Raw genomic sequence first — 21042 nt, forward strand, 5'->3', positions numbered from 1 at the left:
AAGATCGGGTGCTTCTTACTCTTTCGAGGTCAGCTCCTCATACCACAGGAGTACTCCAGTTGATGTAATTCCATGACACGACGATGACGGATTGATTGCGTGTGGGTTGAGCGGGGAAAAGCGGTGCTAAGGTACCATCAACACAAATCAATCAGCATGCAATCACGCATCAGATGGAGGTTGAACATGGACAATACGAACGGCAGCGGCGCGCCGGTTCCCCCGCCTTCAGGCGATAACCGCTATGCCGCACCGACTCAGCCGACGCAACCCGGCCAGTCGGTTCCGCCGGCGCAGCACGCGCAGCATTCCCAGCAGACATACTATCAGCAGCCCGCTTACCAGGCGCCGTCTTCGCAGGCTTCCTCACCGGCGAAGAAATCGAGCGGTCCGAAGACGTTCCTGCTCGCGTTTGCGGGCGCCGCGCTCGCGTGCATCATCGCGCTGTCGGGCTTCGGCATCTACAACGCCATGAGCGATAGCGGATCTTCGAGCGATTCGGGTTCGTCGACGATTATCGGCTCGAGCGGCAACGGCGGCGTCGATGCCGCCGACAACGATGCCACGCTTGCCGAGGCGGTCGCTCAGAAAGCGCTTCCTTCGGTTGTGGCCATCGACGTGTACACGAGCCAGTCAGCTGGCGGCATGTACGGCTACGGTATGGGCTCCGGCTCCGATTCGAGCTCGCTGACACAGTCCTCGCTCGGCAGCGGCGTCGTGCTTTCCGAAGATGGTTACATTGTCACGAACTACCACGTCGTCGAGGGTGGCGAGGCGTTCAAGGTGACCATCGAGGGTGAGCAATACGACGCTGAGGTCGTGGGCACCGATCCGAGCTCCGACCTTGCGGTTATCAAGGCAGATGCAACAGGCTTGACCCCGATCGAGATCGGCGATTCGTCCGACCTGATCATCGGCGAGTGGGTTATGACCATCGGTAGCCCCTTCGGCCTTGAGCAGTCGGTTGCAACCGGTATCGTTTCGGCTACGAGCCGCTCCCAGATCATGAACTCGCAGACCGACGGCTCCACGATGATCTACGCGAACCTGATCCAGACCGACGCGGCTATCAACCCCGGTAACTCCGGCGGCGCGCTCGTCGACGCGGACGGCAAGCTCATCGGCATCAACACGCTTATCACGTCGTACTCGGGCAACTACTCGGGCGTCGGCTTCGCAATCCCGGTGAACTACGCGGTCAACATCGCGCAGCAGATCATCGACGGCAAGACCCCGACCCATGCGCAGCTCGGCGTTTCGCTCTCCACCGTGAACGAGCAGATCGCCAAGCGCTACGGCCTTGCGGTGAACGAGGGCGCCTACGTCGCCAACGTGAGCGAAGGCAGCGGCGCGGCCGAGGCTGGCATCGAGGTGGGCGACATCATCACCAAGTTCAACGGCACGACCGTAACGTCCGCCGACGAGCTGATGCTCCAGATCCGCGCACTGAATCCTGGCGATAAAGCCGAGGTTGAGATCAACCGCAACGGTCAGAACGAGACGCTTGAGGTAACGCTCGGTTCCGACGAAAGCTCGCAGGCTGCGACGCAGCAGCAGAGCCAGCAGAACCCGCTGAGCGAGCTCTTCGGCGGCGGCAACGGCTCCAACTCCGGCAACAACGGACTGAGCTCGTAGCATAGCGTCACCGAGGTTTCAGAAGGCCGCGCCGATTCCGGTGCGGCCTTTTTGTATGAGTGCCACTGTCGGTTGCCTGGCTTATCCTCTGCACCGCCGATGCGAGCGCTGGCCACCGCTAACCACGGATCTCATAGCAACGCACTACGTCGATGCGAGTAAGCGTTCAACCGAGAACGGTAGTTTCAAAACGACCGATCGGATAGGCACGAGGATACGGGCATTCGCGCCGGGCATTCATGCGACAGCAGCGATCCTCGGTACTCGAGGAAATCGTTGGTGCTCGATTCTGAAGTAGTCGCAGGTTTTTACGGTTTGGTAAATTGAGTAGTACGTTTTATTGAGTATACCGCGCAGGATTACTTCCAAAATCCCTGTTCGCGAAAAAGTGTCAAGGCTTTTTGACCGAAGTTGGCTTGCGTGGAATCTGTTACATTTTACCAAACCGTACATTCTTGGCTGTGTTAGACCACTGTTGACAAGAACACTTGTACCAAAAAGGCTCTCCAACTATACTGAAAGTTATCAGACGACCAGTAAGGAGAAGAGCCTATGCTTGAGATTCTACACCAACTTTTGCCCCAGCTAACCCGCGCTGAGAAAATCGAGATGCTCGCCCACCTAAAAGAAGCCATTGCCGAAGAGCTGATCGTTAGCTCTGAAGGCAACGGACCTTCCGTTTGTCCGCACTGCGGCTGTGCGCGCTTCACCAAGAAGGGCCATGGCCGCTCAAGAGAACAACGATGGCTTTGCGGCGGCTGTGCGCGGACCTTTTCCGGTGCGACCAAAGGACTGCTGGCAAACTCGAAGCTCAGCGGAGGGGCGTGGATGAGCTTTGCCGCATGCATGGTGGATGCATTGAGTCTTCGGGAGTCTGCCAAGCGTTGCAATACCTGCCTTTCCACCGCCTGGTTCATGCGCCACCGCCTTTGTGAGGTGATGGCGAAAAGACTCATGCCTTTTCGTGTCGGGAAAGGGTCAACCTGCCAGATCGATGAAACCATAGTCAATGAGAATCTCTCGGGGAACTGGACCAGATCAGGGTCTGTTTCGCTACCGAGAAAACCCCATAAGCGGGGGAACGCCATACATGTTTCGGGGTCGTCCAGGGAAAGGATCAGCATCTTAACCGGCATCAGTGACCGGGGAGACTGCTTCTGCGAGGTGTGCTGTCGGGGCAAATCGAGCATCGAAGATATCGAGGCGCTCCTAAAGGGCAAGGTCGAAAAAGGGGCCATCGTATCAAGTGACTGGGATGCAGCTTACCCCAAAGCCTTGGCATCGATCGGTGCGGGGCATAGGCGTTATTGCACATCATCGGGTAAGGGGTATAAGATCAACATGGTCAATGCTCTCCATTCACGCTTGAGGGATTTCCTATTCCCGTTCAAAGGTGTTTCCACAAGGCGCCTTAAACATTACCTTGACTGGTTTTGCTACGTTGAGCAATTCAGGAAAAGCGATGCTGACCGTCGTGAGGTGCTGTACTCAAATGCCATAAGCGGAACATACGAGACGACCAGAAGGAACTATCCTTCAACTCCGTTTCCCTTCGGAGAGTACTGGAATATGTCAACAGTGGTCTAACACAGCCACATTCTTGCACCTGCCTTGGTTTTCACCACCAAACGCCGCACGTGTTTCCTCGTTTGCTCATTACGTGAAAAGCCCCAGATTGGCGGCGCTCCCTCGCGCGGCTCCGCTGTTTTTCGGTTACTATAGTCGCGGCGAATGCACGTCGGGATCGCTCATGCGGCATCGTGCCGCTTCGGCTCCCGACGCTTTCATATCAAGGCGATGAGAAAGGTCGATGTATGTCTGGTGGCTACAAGTACAAGCGCGTCCTCTTGAAACTGTCCGGCGAGGCTTTGGCGGGGGATGCGGGTTACGGCATCGATCCGAAGGTCGTCGAGGACCTGGCCGTCCAGATCAAGGACATCGTAAACGACGGCATCGAGCTCGCCGTGGTCGTGGGCGGCGGCAACATCTTCCGCGGCATGGCGGCAAGCGCCGAAGGCATGGAGCGCGCCCAGGCAGACTACATCGGCATGCTCGCCACCGTCATGAATGCGCTCGCTTTGCAAGACGCGTTTGAGCGCCATGGCGTGTACTCGCGTGTGCAAAGCGCCATCACCATGCAGGAAATCTCCGAGCCCTACATCCGCCGTCGCGCCATCCGCCATCTCGAGAAGGGCCGCGTAGTCATTCTCGCCGCCGGCACGGGCAACCCGTACTTCACCACCGATACCACCGCTGCGCTGCGCGCCTGCGAGATTGATGCCGAATGCCTGCTCAAGGCCACAAAGGTCGACGGCGTATACGACAGCGATCCGCGCACCAACCCCGATGCCAAGAAGTTCGACAAGATCAGCTACCTCGACGTGCTTTCAATGGGGCTTAACGTCATGGATTCCACGGCCACGTCTTTGTGCATGGACAACGACCTGCCCATGATCGTGTTCGATCTCACCGTTCCGGGCAATATTGCGCGGGCTCTCAAGGGCGAAAACGTCGGAACCACGGTACAATAGCGTAAGCACGCTCTGCGCCGATGCGGGAAGCGGCGCCCACTGCAAGGATCGGTTGAAAGGAACTGCAAGATGGTTGACGATATTATGATGCAAGCCGAAGAGCGGATGGCAAAGGCCCTCGATTCGCTCGGAACCAACTTCGCAGCGGTTCGCACCGGACGCGCAAACGCGATGGTGCTCGATCGCATCAAGGTCGATTACTATGGGGTTCCGACGCCGATCAACCAGATGGCCGCCGTGAAAACCCCCGATGCCCACATGCTCGTGATCGAGCCGTGGGACAAATCAACGCTTACGACCATCGAGCAGGCCATCCAGCAGAGCGATCTGGGCGTGCAGCCTTCTAACGACGGCTCGGTCATCCGCCTGCCGTTTCCCGCTCTTACCGAGGAGCGCCGCCGCGAGCTCGTGAAGCAGTGCAAGAACTACGCTGAAGAAGCGCGCGTGGCCGTTCGCAACGCGCGTCGCGATGCGAACACCGCGATCGAGAAGCTCAAGAAGGATTCCGAGATTTCCGAAGACGATGCGAAGCGCGCTGAAACCGAAAGCCAGAAGCTCACCGATTCTTATGTCGCCCAGATCGAAGAGGCGTTCAAGAAAAAAGAAGCCGAAGTCATGGAAATCTAGGCTCCGTGAGAAAACCGCTTGAAGACATATTCCCGAATCCGCCGGCCGAACTCGATCCCCAGAGGGTCGATGCGAGCCGGATCCCTGCGCACGTCGCCGTTATCATGGACGGCAACGGCAGGTGGGCGAAAAAGCGGGCGCTCAACCGGCTGAAAGGGCATGCTGCGGGCATCGAGGCGGTGCGCGAGACCATCCGCGCTGCAAACGATATCGGCGTGAAGTACCTCACCATCTACTCGTTTTCCACGGAGAACTGGAAGCGCCCCGAAGAAGAAGTCGTCGGCCTCATGGACTTGTTCGCGCAAACGATGCTCGCCGAAGTCGACGAGCTGCACGAAGAGCACGTGCGGGTCATGACCATCGGCAGAACGGGCGCGCTTCCGAAGAAGACGCGCGATGCGTTCGACGAGGCGTGGGAGAAAACCAAGAACAACAGCGGCATGACGCTTGTGGTGGCCATCAACTACGGAGGCCGCAATGAGATCGTCGACGGCATCAACGCCTACATGGATGCGGCGCACGAGGCGCTCGCCCGGGGCGAGAAGCCGATGCCGCTTTCGGAAGACACGTTCGGCGACTACCTGTACACGGCCGACATCCCGGATCCCGACCTGCTCATTCGCACGAGCGGCGAGATGCGCGTGTCGAATTTCCTTTTGTGGCAGATCGCATACACGGAATTCTACTGCACCGAGGTGCTCTGGCCCGATTTCGACCGGTACGAGTTTTTGCGGGCGCTCCTCGATTACCAGGGAAGGGACCGCCGGTTCGGGGCGGTGGGGTAAATGGCCGCTGCAGATCCGAACGAAAGCCCGAACACCACGGGGCGCATCAAGCAATTCGCACTCGATAAGACGCCGAAAAAGCTCAAGAATCCAACCGACATCCAGGTGCGTTTCCGCACGGGCTTCATCTATATCGCCATCTCGGTCATTTGCATTCTCGTGAACGATATCACCACGCTCGTGTTGCTGGCTGCTACAGCCGGCATATCGGCGGGCGAGTTCTACTACATGCTCCGCTCCGACGCGAAGCTGCCTAACGAACTGCTCGGCATCATCGCGGCCATCCTGTACCCGGTGAGCGTGTTCTTTCTCGGGCTTACCGGTGCGCTCATGGTGAGCGTCGGTTTGCTTGTGACGCTGATCGCGTGGTACGTGTTTTGGATGCGCGCGCGAGTGCCCGATGTGGGCGTGAGCTTTTTCGGCGCGGCGTACACGGGGCTGCTGCTTTCAGGCCTCATGCTCGTGCGCATGAGCCTTCCCGATCCGTGGGGAGGCGTGCTTGTGCTCGGCATCTTTTTAAGCGTATGGGCAAACGATACGTTCGCGTACCTGATCGGACGTAAATTCGGCAAGCACAAGCTCGCACCCCGCACGAGCCCGAAGAAGAGCTGGGAGGGGTTCATTGCAGGGCTTGTGGGTTCGATGGTCGTCTGGTATGCCATGACCTATATTCCCGGTGTCACCATGGATGTTGTGCAAGCGCTTTTCTTCGGCCTCGTCTGCGGGCTCATGGGCGTACTCGGTGATCTGGCCGAGAGCCGCATTAAGCGCAATTCGGGCTTCAAGGATTCCGGGACGATCATGCCCGGCCATGGCGGTCTGCTCGACCGCACCGATTCGCTGTTCCTCGTTTCGGTTACCTCGGCGATCCTGCTTGTCGCCGGGGGGTGCATCCCGTATGTGGGATAACGGTTCTCAGGCGTCGCGCACGCGGCGCGCTGCCAAGCGGAAAGGGTCGGTGGGCCATGTCGGATAGGAAGCGCATCGTTGTGCTCGGCTCGTCAGGCTCGATCGGCACTCAGACGCTCGATGTGGCGCGGCGGCATTCCGACAAGCTCGAAGTGGTAGGCCTTGCGCTCGGTACGCGCGTCGACGTGCTCGAAGCGCAGGTGCGCGAGTTTGGCGTGCGCCATGCGGCGGTGGGAGACGAGGGCCTGCGCGAGGCACCCACGTCCCGTTCGCTCGCGACGCACCTCGCGCTTGCCGATGACAGTGAAACGGCGGCAACGCTCGGATTCGGGCCGGATGCCGTGGTCGATCTCGTGCGGCTACCCGAAGCCGATGTCGTGGTGAACGCGCTCGTGGGAGCAGCGGGTCTTCGTGCGAGCTTCGAGACGCTCTTAGCGGGAAAAGTGCTCGCGCTTGCGAACAAGGAATCGCTCGTGGTCGGCGGCGATCTCATCATGCCGCTTGCCGCTCGGGTTGACGAGATGCGACGTGCGAACGGGCTCGCTCCTGCCACTGGTCCGGCAGGTGCGCTCATGCCCATCGATTCGGAACACGGGGCGATCTACCAATGCTTGCTCGGCGAGCGGGCAGACGAGGTGGAAAAACTCTGGGTGACCGCGTCCGGGGGACCGTTTCGAGGCCGCACGCGCGATGAGCTTGCTTCCATTACGCCTGCCCAGGCGCTCGCGCATCCCACGTGGAACATGGGCGCGAAGATCAGCATCGATTCGTCAACGCTCATGAACAAGGGCCTCGAAGTCATCGAGGCGCATCATCTGTTCGGCATGGGCTACGACAAGATCGAAGTGGTCGTGCAGCCGCAGAGCGCCATCCACTCGATGGTCGAGTTCTCCGACGGCAGCGTGAAGGCTCATCTCGGCACAACCGACATGCGCATTCCCATCCAGTTCGCGCTCTCGTATCCCGATCGCTGGGACGCACCGGTCGCACCGCTCGATTTTCGCACGCTCGGCTCGCTCGAGTTTGCGGCTCCCGATACCGATACGTTTCGCTGCCTCGCCCTTGCGCGCGAGGCGGGCAAGGCGGGCGGCACGCTGCCGTGCGCGATGAACGCAGCCAACGAGGTGGCGGTTGCGGCGTTTCTCGCCGAGCGGTGCGCGTACCTGGACATCGCCCGGTGCGTGGAAGTTGTCATGGAAGCGCACGAGATGCAGCGGGTTAAAAGCCTCGAGCAGCTGGAAGAGGTCGACGGATGGGCCCGCCGCACGGCGAAGGCGTGGATCGAGCGATAATCTGCTTTTTGCATGATCGCTTGTTGTTGAAGCTGCGAAAGCGGTATACTCGTATTCAAACGTTCCTCCCTGCCGATAAGAACCGCATGAGGGTTCTTCGCCAAAGACATGCGGGTCGCTCCCGTGAAGAGGTGATAGGTGGGGAGGTCATTTTTATAGTATGCCCATGTCGCTCCATGCACTTGCGAGCAGCATGTAGGGTGCCTTATCTCGTTTTTCATGCAGCCTGAATTGTGCCCAGCACAGGTAATCGGCAATTTGGAGATTGAAGTCTCCTTCCGATCTTTGGTGTATCAAGGTGTAGGTAAGCCCTCCTGGAAGGTTTTCCTTGAGCGCTTTTTTCAATTCGCCCTTTATGCTCCCCTTCTTCGCCGCATTCGGGATGTCGTCGGTTATTGCTATGACGCGATCCGCTTTCGAAAATCTCTCCGATTGTGCGACGTGGGCTATCAGCCATTGGAAGGTTTGCTGGTATACCTCTTTCGGGTTAGGGTCGTAACGGTAGTGTCTTTTGTCGATGACGAGGGAATATGCCGATATTTCGGATATGTGCGACCGAATTACCCTGAACATGAGGTCTCTTACGAAAGGCCGGTCTTCCGAAGCGTGAAAACAACCAGCAAGCTCGCCTCTCTCGATTAGATCGTATCTCATGTGAAGCAAATCGGCTGCGGCCCGAAAAGGCCTCTGCATGATAACGCACGTCATGAGAAAGTGGCGTGTTCCATTGGGCTTGAAGTTGAAGTCGCCAGCTTCGTCCAGATAGAGGTATATCGATTCGGTAGGCACGCGGTCTCCTTATCGTACTAAGGCTGTCCCCGCTAGGGTTAGGTTATGCCAACCAAAACACATATGATTTTCCAGTATAACGTAAAGCGGTTGAAAATGGCTGTGTATCGATTGGACGCAGCATCCCAAACGGGGTTATGCGGGCCAGCTATCAACGCATGCCATATAATTGCATCGAGCGATAAGTTCGAACAAAGGAGCCACATGCGCACCAGCAAAGCAATCCTCTCCATCGGTGCCGTCATGGTCGATGTCGTGTGCCATATTCCGAATCTGCCCGGCCGAGGCGAGGGCGTGGTGGTCGACAAGCGCGATACCCTTATTGGCGGTTGCGCGTTCAACGCGGGAAACATCGTGCGACAGCTTGGATGCCCCTGTTTCTTGTTCGCGCCGATCGGAAGCGGCATCTTCGCCGACTTCGCCCGAAAAGAGCTTGCGGATCGCGGCCTCGAAGCGTTGCACGTTGAAACCGACCTCGATTGCGGATCGTGTACCTGCCTTGTCGAGCCTGATGGGGAGCGCACCATGGTCACGTCGCCCGGCATCGAGCGATGCTTCGAACGCGCGTGGTTCGATGCGATCGACGCGAGCCGGTACGGATACGCGCTTGCGAGCGGATACGAAATCGAGGGCGCGGGAGGCGAGGCCATCATCTCGTTTCTCGAGGCTCATCCCGAAATCGAGTTCTTCTACGCGCCAGGGCCGCGTATCGAAGGCGTCGGACCCGAGAAGACGGCGCGCATCAACGCGCTTCGACCCGTATGGCATTTGAACGACCTCGAGGCGAAATCCTATACGGGTTGTTCGACTGTCGAGGAGGCGGCGCGTGCGATCGAAGCCGAAAGCGGCAATGCGGTCGTGATAACCGAGGGTGCCAAAGGCGCGAGCGTGCTGAGCGGAAGCGAACGTATCTTCGTTTCGACGGAATCCGTGAAGCCCGTCGATACCGTGGGGGCAGGCGATTCCCATCTCGGCGCGCTTGTGACGGCGCGCAGCGCCGGACGCTCGTGGAAAGAGGCGCTCGCGCTGGCGAATGCGGTCGCCGGAGCCGTTTGCATGGTGTCGGGCGCATCGCTTTCAGACGATGAATTTGCGGCATCGGGAATTCATCTTTGAGGGCGCACGATGATCGATATCGCGATCTCGGCGCTGTCCGTCCTTCGTCGCTACACGACATTTCCCATGCCAATTTATCGCATCAGGAATACTTGAACCGGCTTACCTTCGGTACAGGTGCTTCGCTTCGCCAAGGCTGCTCCCAACGCAGTACACTTCGCGGAGATTCTTGCGGAAGTTTGTGGGATTACCGTGCTGCGGGCCGTACAGGGGCGGGTCTTTCTATAATGGTATTCTGTGAATACCATCGGCGCTGGTCGCCGTTTTCCATAAGGAGTTGCATATGGACGTCATCCTGATGATCCTCTACGGAATCATCGTACTCGGATTCCTCGTCTTCATCCACGAAGGCGGGCATTACCTTGCGGCGCGCGCATTCGGTGTGCGCGTTACCGAGTTCATGCTGGGTCTGCCGGGTCCGAACATCGGCTTCACCAAAGGCGGCACCAAGTTCGGCGTGACCGCCGTTCCGCTTGGCGGCTATGCGCGCATCTGCGGCATGGAGCCTGGTGGGGAAAGTCCCCATCTCGAACGCGTGCTCGCCTGCGTCTTGCGAAACGGCGTGGTGAACATGGAGGATGTGGCGCGCGAGCTCGGTATCACCGACGACGAGGCCTACGATGCGCTCGAACAGCTTTCCGAATGGGGCTCGATTGCCGGTCCCACGAAGAAGGACCAGTACAACACGTACCGCGCTCCGGTGATCAAGCCGAGCGCAAAGCAGCTCGCACAGGGCGTGCAGGCCTATGAACTCGGGCAACCGCGCATCGTCGCCGACCCGCACGGATTTTTCGAGAGCGAGCGCAAGCAGCAGTACCGAAGCCTTCCGTTCTGGAAGCGATCGGTCATTATCCTCGCCGGGCCGGTGGTCAACCTGCTGTTCGCCGTGCTTCTGTTCGTCGTGCTGTTCTCTCTCATCGGGTTCGATGTGCAAAACACCCAGACAGGCGAGATAACGCATATGACGGTAAGCCCCTTGCAGGCGATTCAGGCCGGCTTCAACTACATCGGCATGGTCGTTTCTGCAGTTGTGGGCCTGTTCAATCCCGCAACGTTCAGCGAAACGGTGTCGCAATCGACGTCGGTCATGGGCATCGCGGTGTTGGCGAAGGATTACGCCGACGCGGGCATCGTGATGTTCATGCAGTTCGTTGCCATGATCTCGGTTTCGCTCGGCATCATGAACCTCATCCCAATCCCCCCGCTCGACGGTGGGCGGTTCGTCATCGAGGTCTTCCAGAAGATCACGAAGAAGCTCGTAACCATGCGGGCGCTCAACTACCTGAGCACGGTCGGCATGATCTTGTTCATAGGGCTGTTCGTCGTGATGATAAACCAGGATATACAGCGGTTCATTTTCGGGAACTGGGGCTAGCGGCAAGGGGGAAGCGATGGAAGAAGTGCGCTCTGGCGGCGGTGCGGCAAGCGCTGGCAAGCCCAACGCCTTCACGCGGCGTGTGATGGTGGGCGATGTGGCGGTAGGCGGCGCAGCGCCGTGCGCCGTGCAATCGATGCTCAACGAAGCGGCCGACGATGCGGCGGCAAACCTCGCTCAGATCGAGCGCCTCGCCGAGGCTGGGTGCGAGATCGTGCGCATGGCGATTCCCCGTGCGTCGTGTCTCGATGCGTTTGAGGCTGTGTGCAAGGCGTCGCCTTTGCCCGTGGTAGCCGATATCCATTTCAGCGCCGATATCGCCATCGAAGCTGCCCGGCGCGGGGCGGCAAAGCTGCGCATCAACCCGGGCAACATCGGCGGGCTCGCCGAGACAGATCGCGTGATCGCGGCGGCCTGCGAGGCGCATATACCCATCCGCATCGGAGTGAATGCGGGCTCGCTCGACTCGGATCTCGCCGCCCGCGAGGACCTGTCGCTTCCGGAAAAGCTTGCCCGATCTGCTGCCGATTACGTAAAACACTTCGAAGAACAGGGATTTTACGATATAGTTGTGTCTGCGAAAGCGCACGATGTCATGACGACGGTGCAAACCTACCGCATACTCGCCGCCGAGATACCCGAGGTGCCGCTGCATATCGGCATTACGGAAGCAGGCACGCTTTTCCAGGGCATCATCAAGTCGGCGAGCGGTCTCGGCATTCTGCTTGAACAGGGCATCGGCGACACGCTGCGCATTTCGCTGACCGACGATCCCGTCGAGGAAGTGCGCGCATGCTGGACGCTTTTGGCGGCGCTCGATCTCAGACGGCGTTCGCCCGAGATCATCAGCTGCCCGACGTGCGGCCGTTGCGAAGTCGATCTCATCGCGCTTGCGAAAGAGGTCGAAGGGCGGTTGCGCAGCGTTGCGGTGCCGGCGAAAGTGGCCGTCATGGGATGCGTGGTGAACGGGCCCGGCGAAGCGGCGGATGCTGATATCGGCGTCGCGTGCGGCAAGGGATCAGGGGTTATATTCGCCCAGGGCAAGACCTTGCGCAAGGTCGAAGAGGGCGCTATTGTGGATGCTTTGATGGAGGAGATTGGAAAGCTATGACAGATATTTTGCGTATGAGCGAACTCTACGTTCCCACGTTGAAGGAAGATCCGGCCGATGCCGAAATCGCAAGCCACCGTTTGCTCGTGAGGGCGGGCATGATCCGTAAAGCGGCATCGGGCGTGTACACCTTCCTTCCGCTCGGCAAGAAGGTGCTCGCGAAAGTTGAGAACATCGTGCGCTCCGAAATGGACGGGATCGGCGCACAGGAGATCATGATGCCGGTTTTGCAACCTGCCGAACTGTGGCACGAAAGCGGCCGGTGGGACGATTACGGCCCCGAACTCATGCGCCTCGTCGATCGCCACGACCGCCCCTTCTGCCTCGGGCCCACCCACGAGGAGATTATCACGGCGCTCATCCGCAACGAGCTGCGTTCCTACAAGCAGCTACCGCTTTCGCTCTACCAGATACAAGTGAAGTTCCGCGATGAGATTCGTCCGCGGTTCGGGCTTTTGCGCGGCCGCGAATTCATCATGAAAGACGCCTACAGCTTCCATGATTCGCAGGAGTCGCTCCAGCAGACCTACGATGAGATGAGCGCCGCCTACGGCCGAATCTGCGAGCGCATGGATTTGGACTACCGCCCGGTCGAGGCGGATTCCGGTCAAATCGGTGGAAGCGTAACCTGCGAGTTCATGGCGCTTGCCGATGCGGGCGAAGCCGAGCTCGTGCATTGCTCGTGCGGCTACGCCGCCAACACCGAAGCGGGCGATGGCCTTGCGCGGCCGACCGAGTACACTATGGCCGACGAGCTCACGAAAATCGCGACTCCCGATGTGCACACCATCGCCGACCTTGCGGCGTTTCTCGACATCCCTGAATCTTCTACGGTCAAAGCGCTTTCAGGCAAAGGGAAAGACGGCGCGATCACCGTGTTCTTCGTTCCGGGCGATCACGACCTGAACGAACTCAAGGCGGCTCGCGTCGTCGAAGGCTTCGAACTGCTCGCCGACGAGGAGATGGAAGCGGCGGGATTGCATAAAGGCTCGATGGGTCCCGTCGGTCTGCCCGAGGGCGTGCGTGTAGTCGCCGCCACGAGCTTGCAGGCGATATCGCGATGGGTCGTCGGTGCGAACGAAGACGGATACCACTACGTGGGCGCTCGCCCCAGCATCGATTTCGAAGTGGACGAGTGGGCCGATATCGTGGTTGTCAAGCCGGGCGATTGCTGCCCGAAGTGCGGTCTTCCCCTCGAGGGGGCACGCGGCATCGAGGTCTCGCAGGTGTTTCAGCTCGGCGATAAATACTCGCGTGCGATGAACGCTACGTTCTCGGCCGAAGACGGCTCCGAGCAGCACTTCCTCATGGGGTGCTACGGCGTGGGCGTCTCGCGCTCCATGGCCGCCATCGTCGAGCAACACAACGATGAGAACGGCATCTCCTGGCCTGTGTCAGTGGCACCTGCGCACGTGTGCGTGATCCCGCTTAACGTAGGCGACGAAGAGGTGCAGCCTGCTGCTGAGAGGCTGGCATCCGATATTGCACGGGCAGGCTTCGAGGTAGTCATTGACGATCGCAACGAGCGTGCGGGCGTGAAGTTCGCCGACGCCGATCTTATCGGCTGGCCGCTGCAGATCGTCGTGGGCAAGCGTGGACTTGCCGAGGGCAAGGTGGAAATCAAGCTGCGCCGCACCGGCGCGAAGCGCGACATATCCATCGCTGCGGTAGCCGAGGCCCTTGCGTTTGCGAAGCGCGGCATGAAGGGCTCCGGCATCGGCGCGTTCGGCAGCCTGTTCTCCGATTAGGCGCTGCTCGCATGATTAAAGCCATCTTGTTCGATCTCGACGGCACGCTGCTCGATACGCACGATCTCATCCTCGAATCGATGCAGCATGCCGTGCGGGAGGTTTTGCAGAAAGACATGGCGCCCGAGCGCCTCATGGCCAAAGTCGGTCAGCCGCTTTCGACGCAGATGTGGGATTTCACGGATGATCAAAAGCTCCATGACGAGCTTTTACGCGTATACCGCGCGTACAACGAGGTGAAGCACGACGGCATGGTGCAGCCGTTCGACGGTGTCGAGCACACGTTGCGTGCGCTTGTCGCCCAAGGGTATCCGCTCGGCGTGGTCACCTCGAAGCGCCACGAAGCCGCTATGCAGGGCCTGCGGTTGTTCGGGCTCGATGCGTACCTCGAGTGCATGATCGGCTCCGACGACTGGCCCGAGCACAAGCCCGCTCCCGGTCCGGTTGCCCACGGTGCGGCACTCCTCGGACTCGATCCCTCGGCTTGTCTGTACGTCGGCGACAGTCCCTTCGACATCCAGGCGGGCAACGGCGCGGGATGTGCGACGGCGGCAGCGCTTTGGGGGATGTTCCCGAAGCCGGTACTGCTTGCCGAACAGCCCGACTACGTATGCGAGGGTATCCGCGATGTGCCCTGTTTGCTGTGATGGATGGCTTCCTGGCGTTGGGTGGGGGTATGCCAGGTGGGGTAAGTGCCTAGATGCTGTTGAAGAAGACGACGATCGAAATGCCCATGAGCATGAACGTCGTGCAGCACAACAGGGTGATCTTGCATTCGGCTGTTGCGAGCATGCCAAGATCGGGATGCTCGGTTCTACAACGAATGAATTTGATCGCCATCGCGGATACCGAACCGATAATCGCGACGTAGCCGACTGCGTGACAGAATGGCAGGAGAGCACCCGAAAGCTCGGAAAGAGATGTACCTTCGAACAACGGGCCTCCTTATTCCTTACCTGTTCCATCGCATATGCAAAAGACTACGCAAAACGATTATGCTTACGAATTTATCATAAAACGTTAAAAATAGTAGTAGGAATTTCTAATCTCTCGTACATAATGGATCTCATCATATAAACGGCACGAGTTGCCGTGAGGCGCAGCAAGCGGGTCAAGAAACGGAGAACGGATGAAATTCGGCAATCAGATCGTCATGTTTGATTTCAAAGGAATCCCGATGGTCGGAAATCTTAACACCGGCTATGCCATCGGACTTACACCTGAGGGGAAGGGCATTTGTACCCGGCTTATGCATGAAGACGTGCCTCCCTCCAAGATCGCTGCCGTCGACGAGGCTCTGTTCCAGCATCTCGGTCTTGGCGGATTCTTCGGCTACAAGAAACCCGACGATATGCTCAAGTCGGCGTACGTGCACGTAACGCAGCGATGCAACCTGCAATGCGTCGGATGCTATTCGCTCGATGACGATCGCAATTCTTTGGCGGATGCACCCACTGAAAAGATCAACCATGCGATCGCCCAGCTTGCATCGGCGGGGGTCGAGCAGATCGTCATATCGGGCGGCGAGCCGTTCCTCCGCGACGACCTTGCCTCCATCGTTGCCTTTGCGAAGATAGAATGCAGCATAGCTTCGGTCGTCGTTCTTTCGAACGGGGTGGGCCTTGATGCAAGGCAGCTCAAACGAGTCGCTCCTTTCGTCGATCGCGTATCCATATCGTTCGACGGCTGCTCGGCAGCCTCGCCCGCCTATATTCGCGGCAAGCAGCGTTTCGCCGAACTGGTACGGGCGGTCGAGGCGGTCAAGGGTGCGAACATCCCACCCCATATGATCGCGACCATCCACGCTAAGAACGTCGATGACATCGCAGAGTACCTTACGCTAGCCGATGAGCTCGGTGCGACGCTCACGTTCAGCCTATTGTCATGCCCGTGCGACGATGAAGTCTTGCGCGGGCTCATACCCGATGATGCCGAGCTGGAAAAACTTGGCCGCGCCATGCTCACGCTCGGCAAGGGCAGAGGTCCCCTTGCGGTTGCCGATTCGCCGGTTGGGGCGAGCCTGACGGTGAAGCGCGTGTGCGGAGCCGGGGTGAAGACGGTGAGCGTTGCGGCGGACGGCACGGTGTATCCATGCCATATGCTGCATCGTGCTGAACTTGCGATGGGCAACCTGTTTACCGACGTCATCCACAGCGTTTTGTCGGGCGAGGTCGCTCAGGGCTTCAGCGCCTTGGGAACCGAGTCGTTTGAGCGGTGCTCCGCATGCGAGTACGAGCGTTTGTGCGGGGGCGGATGTCGCGCCCGGTCCCTGTTCGCTTCGGGAGACCTTACCTCCTTCGATCCGTATTGTGCAATGATGCAGGAGTTCTTCGGCGGCTACGGCGACATGCTCAAGAACGCTGCTACGATACGGGGCTCCCGGTAGACGCATGCTTGAGCCTAAAACCGTCGGATGGGTGCAGAAGACCGATCTGGAACGCGATTTGAGCCTTTGAATCCAAGGGTCGTTTCCTTGTCTTGCGTTATTCTATGAGCGCGGTACTATGACATATGTCTGTACCTCACCAGATTTCGAGAAGAGGACATGGCGTCAACGGTGGCTTGACAAGAGGTAGAATGGTAACCGTTCTATGATATATGCGAGTAGCAACATTTCAGATCCGCTAAACCCGAAGAGCTTGCACACAGGAAGTTGAATAGGAAATGCCAATCATCCTCAGACTGGACCGTATCATGGCCGACCGGAAGATGTCTCTTAACGAGCTATCCGACCGAGTGGGTATCTCGAACGTGAATATGTCCCGCATCAAGACGGGGAAAATAAAGGCGATTCGGTTCTCGACGCTCGAGATGATCTGCCAGACGCTTAACTGTCAACCAGGGGACCTTCTCGAATACGCCCCCCGTGTCGATGCCGGTTCCGTTGCCGTTTCCGACGATGCCGATGAGGTGCTCGAAAAGAAATCGGAGAAAACGGATACGACGCACGAAGATACCGAATAGATTACAGATTGCGGCGCAGCCGCATTGCGCGTGCGGTATCCCGTTACAGTACGTACGAAACCGAACGTGCAGGCGGAAGGCAATCATCATGTGCATCAAAAACAGATATCTCTCGTGTATCTGGAAGACCGCGATCGTGCTCATTGGGGCATGGGGCGTGCTCCTCAACCTTGGCTTTCCCGAAGGCCCTCTGAGTCTCCATCCGCTTCTGTATTACACGATCCAGAGCAATCTGTTCGTTATCGCCTATTTTGCCTTCGCGGCCGCTGCCTGCGCGCGCGAAATCAGATTCAGCGGATCGAGGGGGACGGTGAACTATTCCCCGGCGATCAAAGGGGCGGTTTCCATGGGCATCGTCGTCACGCTTTTGATCTACTGGTTCGTGCTCGTGGGGGCCGACTTCGCCATGATCCCGAACGGCACTGCGGCATCGAATCTCACGGTACACTTAATCGTGCCCGTGATGGTCGTGGCGGATTGGGCGCTGTTCGATGAGAAGGGCTGCATCCGCGTCGCCGATCCCGTCAGATGGCTTGCGCTCCCGGCTTACTACCTTGTATTCGCGTTGGTTGCTGCGCAGCTGGGTGCCGTGTACCGGGCCGGCGCGCGGTATCCGTATTTCTTCATCGACGCCGATCTGATCGGCTGGACGGGCGTGGTCGTAAACGTGGTGCTCGTGGCAGCCGCGTTTCTCGTCCTGGGCTACCTTGTGTTCGCGCTCGATCGAGCGCTCGGACGCATGCCTTCGTCCCGAAGGGGCCCCTTGGGCGAAGCGGAATCGCTGCGGCTGTAAGCATCGCCCACCCACGCTTGCGTGCATGCAACGAACGCTTTCGTGGCGGTCGAGGCGTTTTCGAAGGATCGAACGGCGATGGCGAGTTCGCGGCTCGTCGGCACTTCGGGATGTTTGCATACGACGTCGAACAAAGGCTCACGCAGGATCAATTCGGGAAACACGCAGTAGCCGAGTCCTTCGGCGACCATGGCCAGCGCCGCGTAGTCGTTATCGATGGAATATGCGATATGCGGCTCGACGCCGTTCACGCGATACACCTCGTCCATCTCGGTATACACGCCGTTATCGATTTTGATGCATGGATACGTTGCCATCGCTTCTTTCGAGAAGAATGCGGCATTCGCTTCGGGATGGTCTTCGGGAAGCACGATGAGCATGGGATCGTGGCGCAGCGACACCGTGGCGAGCTCGCGTGCGACGGGCAGGGCGAAAAACCCGCAATCGGCATCGCCCGACCAGACCATGTCCTCAACCTCGCTTTGATTGTCGTTGCTGATGAACTCGAGGTTTATGGCGGGGTGGATTTCCTGAAACCGTTTGGCGATACCGGGAAGCCAGTGTATGGAGGTGCTGGTGAATGTTGCGATGCGCACCGACCCGCCTTCAAGGTGCTTGAGCTCGTCGAGCCGTGATGCGAGCTGGCGCTCGCTTGTTCGAACGCCGTGCACCCACGGAAGCAGCGCCTCGCCTTCGGCGGTGAGCCTGGTTCCCCCGTATTCGCGTACGAACAGCGGCAAGCCGAACTCCTTTTCGAGCGCATTGATCATGTAGCTGATGCCCGCCTGGGTGTAACCGAGCTCCTCTGCAGCGCGTTTGAAGCTCCCTGCTTCGGCAACCTTGATGAACGCTTCGTATTTCTGGTCTTTCACCGTGCCTCCTGTATGCTGTCGCTGTCGCTGCCGCTGCCGCTGCCGCACTCGAGCGCGGCAGCGGCTCGTGGGCGTCTCGGTGAACAAGAAACTCTTTACTTTCACCTTAGAAAATCTCGTTTTACTTATATCGAGTCCAACAGTACCATGATTGCCGGTGATTGGAAAGGATGGGGTCGTGAAATCGACGCGGTGGACATACGTATGGTGCGTGGTGGCGCAAACGGTGATATTCGGATTCGGAAATGCCGTGACGAAGCTCGCCTACGACAGCATAACGCCCTTTTGGTGCCTTGCCCTGCGCTTCGGACTCGCCCTTGTGGTGTTCGGACTGTTTTTCGGCCGTCGCGTGGTGGCACAGTTGCGCACGGCGAAGCTCGTCGATTGGCTCCCTGCTGCACTTTGCATGGCGGCGTCCTATATTTCGTGCAACGTCGCCCTCGCGCTTACGAGTGCGACTAACGTAGGCTTTCTTGTGGCGCTCCCGATCGTGTTCACTCCGATCGTAGCTGCGCTCGTGCTCAAGCGTCCGTATAGGATCGTGCATCTTCCGTTTCAGGCCCTTGCGGTATTCGGCCTGTATCTTCTGTGCTGCAACGGCGGGGCCTTCGCCTTCGGATGGGGAGAGGTGCTGGCCCTCGTCGCTGCCGCATCGCTCGCCGGAGCGCTCGTGTTCGGCGAGCGGGGCTTGAAGAACCTCGATGTGGCAACGGTTTCGGCTACTCAGATAGGCGTGACGTTCGTGCTGTCTGTTGCGGGGGCGCTTGTATTCGAACCGGTGGTCGATGTCGCGGCAGTTCAGCCCACTGCATGGGCCGTGATCGCGTTTCTGGCGCTTTTGAGCACCTGCGTGACCTTCGCCTTGCAAAACGCGGCGCTCACCCGCTTGTCATCGACGATGGTTTCGATGCTGCTGTGCGGTGAACCGCTGTTCACGGCTGCGTTCTCGTGGATCGTGCTCGGCGAGGTGCTTACCGGTATTGGCTTTGCAGGTGCGGCGCTCATCGTGGTGTGCGTTCTTGTCGAAACGTACCTCGACGGACGTCCGCCGCGCCGGGCGCAAACGCTTTCCCCGTCGGCATCGTCGCCTTCTGCGCTGGCTCGAGCCGCTCGCGCCGAAGATGGCGGATACTAGGCGGGCACCCTATCCTGCATGGTGATCCTGCGTCTTTCGGCCCGGAACGCGGGTGCTAGGCGAAGATGCCTGTCCAGGTGCCGTTTTCGAACACAGGCACGATCGTACCGTCGTTTTTGATGCCCTCGATGGACAGGTCGTCGGTTCCGATCATGAAATCCACGTGCGTCGCGCTCTTGTTCACGCCCGCCTGCAAAAGCTCGTCGGCATCTTTGTCGGTTCCGCCTTCGTAGCAGTCGGGAAACCCCTGGCCGAGTGCAAGATGGCACGAGGCGTTTTCGTCGTAGAGCGTGTTGTAGAACAGAATGCCTGAGTTGCGGATGGGCGAATCGAACGGCACCAGTGCGACTTCGCCGAGCCTGCACGAGTTCTCGTCGGTCTCGATGATCGATTTCAGCGTGTCGTAACCCTCTTCTGCCTCGAAGGATACCGCCTTGCCGTTCTCGAACGTGATGCTGAAGCGGTCGATGAGCGTGCCGTTGTGTATGAGCGGCAGCGCAGATACCACGGTGCCTTCGGCCCGCAGGCGGTGGGGTGTGGTGAATACCTCTTCGGTGGGGATGTTGGGGAAGAACTGCGTGCCGCTTGTTGTGGTGTCGCCCCCGCCGTTCCAAAGATGCTTCTCAGGCAGGCCCACGGTGAAATCGGTTCCCCGCGCGGTGCGGTAGCGCAGCGCATCGAAGCGTTGCTCGTTCAGAAGACGGGTGCGTGCGGCGAAGCTTGCGCGGTGCGCCTCCCACGCTGCGATCGGATCGTTTTCATGTACGCGGGCGGTGGTGAAGATGGCGTCCCAGAGCTTCTCGACTGCTTCGGCTTCGGGCATGTCGGGAAATACCTTGCGCGCCCATGCGGGGGAGGCTGCTCCTGCGATGCACCAAACGGTGCGGCCGAAATCGAGCGCATCGTAGAATTCCTTGCAGGCTGCATGTGCGGCGCGTGCGTTTGCGACGGCCTTCGCAGGATCGATGCCCGTCATGACTTCGGGATCTTCAGAGATGATCGAGAGGACGGCGGCGCCCTCGCGCGCCATCGAGTTGTTGAGCAATGCAGCCCATTCGGGCATGGTCTCGAACACTTCGAGAGCGCAGTTGTCGTAGTGCATGCGTGATATCTGCTCGTCGGTGTAGCGAACGGTTACGTGCTTCGCGCCCCGCTCGTACGCTGTGCGCGTGATGAGCCGTGCGAATGCGGCGGTATCCACCGACGACGTGAGAAAGAGTTCTTGCCCCGGTTGGAGGTTGCACCCTGCTTCGACGATGAGGCGGGCGTACTTTTCGAGGTTAACTTCGAGAGCGGTTGCGGGGGATGCGGTCATGGTGCTCCTTGCTTTCGTAATGTGATCGTAGATAGTATAGGCGAC

20 protein-coding genes are annotated in these 21042 nt (G+C 59.1%); 16 read left to right on the forward strand and 4 right to left on the reverse strand.

The window, feature by feature from the left end:
* Positions 1-186 precede the first annotated feature (186 nt).
* The 7 genes from FJE54_RS07565 (at position 187) to dxr (ending at position 7779) form a co-directional block, all read left to right on the forward strand.
* Entirely contained in the window at positions 187-1635 is a 1449-nt protein-coding gene (locus FJE54_RS07565; RefSeq protein ID WP_139652075.1) for a S1C family serine protease, read from the forward strand.
* Positions 1636-2187: 552 nt separating this feature from the next.
* A complete protein-coding gene (locus FJE54_RS07570; RefSeq protein ID WP_139651443.1) occupies positions 2188-3222 on the forward strand; it encodes an IS1595 family transposase in 1035 nt (344 codons plus the stop codon).
* 227 nt (positions 3223-3449) lie between these two features.
* A complete protein-coding gene (gene pyrH / locus FJE54_RS07575) occupies positions 3450-4166 on the forward strand; it encodes a UMP kinase (protein WP_139652076.1) in 717 nt (238 codons plus the stop codon).
* Positions 4167-4235: 69 nt separating this feature from the next.
* Entirely contained in the window at positions 4236-4793 is a 558-nt protein-coding gene (gene frr, locus FJE54_RS07580; RefSeq protein WP_139652077.1) for a ribosome recycling factor, read from the forward strand.
* A gap of 5 nt (positions 4794-4798) precedes the next feature.
* Positions 4799-5578: an undecaprenyl pyrophosphate synthase gene (gene uppS, locus FJE54_RS07585; protein ID WP_139652078.1), complete on the forward strand. Its 780-nt coding sequence runs from the start codon at positions 4799-4801 to the stop codon at positions 5576-5578.
* Positions 5579-6487 (forward strand): phosphatidate cytidylyltransferase, encoded by a 909-nt coding sequence (locus FJE54_RS07590; RefSeq protein WP_139652079.1) that lies wholly within the window; start codon positions 5579-5581, stop codon positions 6485-6487. It abuts the gene before it with no gap.
* A 56-nt stretch (positions 6488-6543) separates the two neighbouring features.
* Positions 6544-7779: a 1-deoxy-D-xylulose-5-phosphate reductoisomerase gene (dxr, locus tag FJE54_RS07595; RefSeq protein ID WP_139652080.1), complete on the forward strand. Its 1236-nt coding sequence runs from the start codon at positions 6544-6546 to the stop codon at positions 7777-7779.
* A 153-nt stretch (positions 7780-7932) separates the two neighbouring features.
* Here dxr and FJE54_RS07600 read toward each other — a convergent pair whose 3' ends face one another.
* The gene (locus FJE54_RS07600; RefSeq protein ID WP_139652081.1) at positions 7933-8568 is read right to left on the reverse strand and encodes a DUF3800 domain-containing protein; all 636 of its coding nucleotides are present in this window, start codon (positions 8566-8568) and stop codon (positions 7933-7935) included.
* Positions 8569-8772: 204 nt separating this feature from the next.
* On the opposite strand from FJE54_RS07600, the gene FJE54_RS07605 reads away from it, so the two are divergent.
* The 5 genes from FJE54_RS07605 (at position 8773) to FJE54_RS07625 (ending at position 14565) form a co-directional block, all read left to right on the forward strand.
* Positions 8773-9684 carry a PfkB family carbohydrate kinase gene (locus FJE54_RS07605; RefSeq protein ID WP_139652082.1) on the forward strand — a complete coding sequence of 304 codons (912 nt, stop codon included), beginning with the start codon at positions 8773-8775 and terminating at the stop codon, positions 9682-9684.
* Between the two features lie 283 nt (positions 9685-9967).
* The gene (locus FJE54_RS07610; protein ID WP_139652083.1) at positions 9968-11059 is read left to right on the forward strand and encodes a site-2 protease family protein; all 1092 of its coding nucleotides are present in this window, start codon (positions 9968-9970) and stop codon (positions 11057-11059) included.
* A 16-nt stretch (positions 11060-11075) separates the two neighbouring features.
* Complete coding sequence (gene ispG / locus FJE54_RS07615) at positions 11076-12170, forward strand: flavodoxin-dependent (E)-4-hydroxy-3-methylbut-2-enyl-diphosphate synthase (RefSeq protein WP_139652084.1); 1095 nt, start codon at positions 11076-11078, stop codon at positions 12168-12170.
* A complete protein-coding gene (locus FJE54_RS07620) occupies positions 12167-13918 on the forward strand; it encodes a proline--tRNA ligase (RefSeq protein WP_139652085.1) in 1752 nt (583 codons plus the stop codon). The genes ispG and FJE54_RS07620 overlap by 4 nt, the downstream gene beginning before the upstream one ends.
* A gap of 11 nt (positions 13919-13929) precedes the next feature.
* On the forward strand, positions 13930-14565 hold the full coding sequence (locus FJE54_RS07625; RefSeq protein ID WP_139652086.1) for an HAD family hydrolase: 636 nt from the start codon (positions 13930-13932) through the stop codon (positions 14563-14565).
* 49 nt (positions 14566-14614) lie between these two features.
* On the opposite strand, the gene FJE54_RS07630 is transcribed toward FJE54_RS07625, so the two are convergent.
* Positions 14615-14854: a hypothetical protein gene (locus tag FJE54_RS07630; protein ID WP_139652087.1), complete on the reverse strand. Its 240-nt coding sequence runs from the start codon at positions 14852-14854 to the stop codon at positions 14615-14617.
* 241 nt (positions 14855-15095) lie between these two features.
* On the opposite strand from FJE54_RS07630, the gene FJE54_RS07635 reads away from it, so the two are divergent.
* The 3 genes from FJE54_RS07635 (at position 15096) to FJE54_RS07645 (ending at position 17675) form a co-directional block, all read left to right on the forward strand.
* A complete protein-coding gene (locus FJE54_RS07635; protein ID WP_255467270.1) occupies positions 15096-16304 on the forward strand; it encodes a radical SAM/SPASM domain-containing protein in 1209 nt (402 codons plus the stop codon).
* A gap of 278 nt (positions 16305-16582) precedes the next feature.
* Positions 16583-16882 (forward strand): helix-turn-helix domain-containing protein, encoded by a 300-nt coding sequence (locus FJE54_RS07640; protein ID WP_139652089.1) that lies wholly within the window; start codon positions 16583-16585, stop codon positions 16880-16882.
* Positions 16883-16970: 88 nt separating this feature from the next.
* Positions 16971-17675 (forward strand): Pr6Pr family membrane protein, encoded by a 705-nt coding sequence (locus FJE54_RS07645; RefSeq protein WP_139652090.1) that lies wholly within the window; start codon positions 16971-16973, stop codon positions 17673-17675.
* On the opposite strand, the gene FJE54_RS07650 is transcribed toward FJE54_RS07645, so the two are convergent.
* Positions 17585-18547, reverse strand: coding sequence for a LysR family transcriptional regulator (locus tag FJE54_RS07650; RefSeq protein WP_139652091.1), 963 nt, complete (start codon positions 18545-18547; stop codon positions 17585-17587). The two genes, FJE54_RS07645 and FJE54_RS07650, sit on opposite strands and share 91 nt — an antisense overlap.
* A gap of 178 nt (positions 18548-18725) precedes the next feature.
* Here FJE54_RS07650 and FJE54_RS07655 point away from each other — a divergent pair, with 178 nt between their 5' ends.
* Positions 18726-19682 (forward strand): DMT family transporter, encoded by a 957-nt coding sequence (locus FJE54_RS07655; RefSeq protein ID WP_139652092.1) that lies wholly within the window; start codon positions 18726-18728, stop codon positions 19680-19682.
* A 55-nt stretch (positions 19683-19737) separates the two neighbouring features.
* Here the strand turns inward: FJE54_RS07655 and FJE54_RS07660 are convergent, their stop codons facing one another.
* Positions 19738-20997: an aminopeptidase gene (locus FJE54_RS07660; RefSeq protein WP_139652093.1), complete on the reverse strand. Its 1260-nt coding sequence runs from the start codon at positions 20995-20997 to the stop codon at positions 19738-19740.
* Positions 20998-21042 lie beyond the last annotated feature (45 nt).

This window comes from Raoultibacter phocaeensis, from assembly GCF_901411515.1.
In the GTDB taxonomy this organism is placed as follows: domain Bacteria; phylum Actinomycetota; class Coriobacteriia; order Coriobacteriales; family Eggerthellaceae; genus Raoultibacter; species Raoultibacter phocaeensis.

What these genes read in the sequence shown, in the direction of transcription:
- FJE54_RS07570 (WP_139651443.1), top strand. Translation starts at nt 2,188, where the DNA reads ATGCTTGAGATTCTACACCAACTTTTGCCCCAGCTAACCCGCGCTGAG.
- FJE54_RS07565 (WP_139652075.1), top strand. Translation starts at nt 187, where the DNA reads ATGGACAATACGAACGGCAGCGGCGCGCCGGTTCCCCCGCCTTCAGGC.
- FJE54_RS07620 (WP_139652085.1), top strand. Translation starts at nt 12,167, where the DNA reads ATGACAGATATTTTGCGTATGAGCGAACTCTACGTTCCCACGTTGAAG.
- FJE54_RS07635 (WP_255467270.1), top strand. Translation starts at nt 15,096, where the DNA reads ATGGTCGGAAATCTTAACACCGGCTATGCCATCGGACTTACACCTGAG.
- FJE54_RS07645 (WP_139652090.1), top strand. Translation starts at nt 16,971, where the DNA reads ATGTGCATCAAAAACAGATATCTCTCGTGTATCTGGAAGACCGCGATC.
- FJE54_RS07590 (WP_139652079.1), top strand. Translation starts at nt 5,579, where the DNA reads ATGGCCGCTGCAGATCCGAACGAAAGCCCGAACACCACGGGGCGCATC.
- dxr (WP_139652080.1), top strand. Translation starts at nt 6,544, where the DNA reads ATGTCGGATAGGAAGCGCATCGTTGTGCTCGGCTCGTCAGGCTCGATC.
- pyrH (WP_139652076.1), top strand. Translation starts at nt 3,450, where the DNA reads ATGTCTGGTGGCTACAAGTACAAGCGCGTCCTCTTGAAACTGTCCGGC.
- frr (WP_139652077.1), top strand. Translation starts at nt 4,236, where the DNA reads ATGGTTGACGATATTATGATGCAAGCCGAAGAGCGGATGGCAAAGGCC.
- FJE54_RS07610 (WP_139652083.1), top strand. Translation starts at nt 9,968, where the DNA reads ATGGACGTCATCCTGATGATCCTCTACGGAATCATCGTACTCGGATTC.
- ispG (WP_139652084.1), top strand. Translation starts at nt 11,076, where the DNA reads ATGGAAGAAGTGCGCTCTGGCGGCGGTGCGGCAAGCGCTGGCAAGCCC.
- FJE54_RS07660 (WP_139652093.1), bottom strand. Translation starts at nt 20,997, where the DNA reads ATGACCGCATCCCCCGCAACCGCTCTCGAAGTTAACCTCGAAAAGTAC.
- FJE54_RS07625 (WP_139652086.1), top strand. Translation starts at nt 13,930, where the DNA reads ATGATTAAAGCCATCTTGTTCGATCTCGACGGCACGCTGCTCGATACG.
- FJE54_RS07605 (WP_139652082.1), top strand. Translation starts at nt 8,773, where the DNA reads ATGCGCACCAGCAAAGCAATCCTCTCCATCGGTGCCGTCATGGTCGAT.
- FJE54_RS07640 (WP_139652089.1), top strand. Translation starts at nt 16,583, where the DNA reads ATGCCAATCATCCTCAGACTGGACCGTATCATGGCCGACCGGAAGATG.